The organism is Streptomyces sp. CA2R106 (assembly GCF_037034245.1).
In the GTDB taxonomy this organism is placed as follows: domain Bacteria; phylum Actinomycetota; class Actinomycetes; order Streptomycetales; family Streptomycetaceae; genus Actinacidiphila.
This window is the reverse complement of the sequence record NZ_JBAGKC010000151.1, coordinates 1-721: the sequence shown is the minus strand read 5'-3', so window position 1 is coordinate 721 and position 721 is coordinate 1. Positions and strand designations below refer to the sequence as shown.

Genomic DNA, 721 nt, shown 5'->3' with positions numbered 1-721 from the left:
AGGACTGCCCGGTGGGCAGGACGGTGCGGACGGATATGCGCTGACCGGGACCATGGCGAGTGTGGCGTCGGGTCGGGTGGCGTATGCGTTGGGGTTGCAGGGTCCCGCGGTTTCGATTGATACGGCGTGTTCGTCGTCGTTGACGGCGATTCACTTGGCGGCGCAGGCGTTGCGGTCGGGGGAGTGTGGGATCGCGCTGGCCGGCGGGGTCACGGTCATGGCCACCCCGAGGGCGTTCGCGGAGTTTGCGCGGCAGCGGGGGTTGGCTGCTGATGGGCGGTGTAAGCCGTTTGCGGAGGCGGCTGATGGCACGGGGTGGGGTGAGGGCGTTGGCGTGGTGGTGTTGGAGCGGTTGTCGGACGCTCGCGCGCGTGGGCATCGGGTGTTGGCGGTGGTAGCCGGTAGCGCGATCAACCAGGACGGGGCGAGTAATGGTCTGTCGGCGCCGAATGGTCCCTCCCAGCAGCGGGTGATTCGGGCCGCGTTGGCCAGTGCGGAGTTGCAGCCGGGTGATGTGGATGTGGTCGAGGCGCACGGGACTGGGACGGCGTTGGGTGATCCGATCGAGGCACAAGCGCTGCTGGCCACTTATGGGCAGGATCGTGATCCGGCACGGCCGTTGTTGTTGGGGTCGGTGAAGTCGAACATCGGTCACACCCAGGCCGCCGCTGGTGTGGCGGGTGTGATCAAGATGGTGCAGGCGATGCGGCACGGGATGCTG

Annotated in this window: 1 protein-coding gene; it reads left to right on the top strand. The window is 67.7% G+C overall.

Going from position 1 to position 721, the window contains the following annotated elements:
* The coding region (locus WA788_RS35460; RefSeq protein ID WP_335984614.1) for a polyketide synthase at positions 1–721 on the top strand (721 nt) is incomplete at both ends.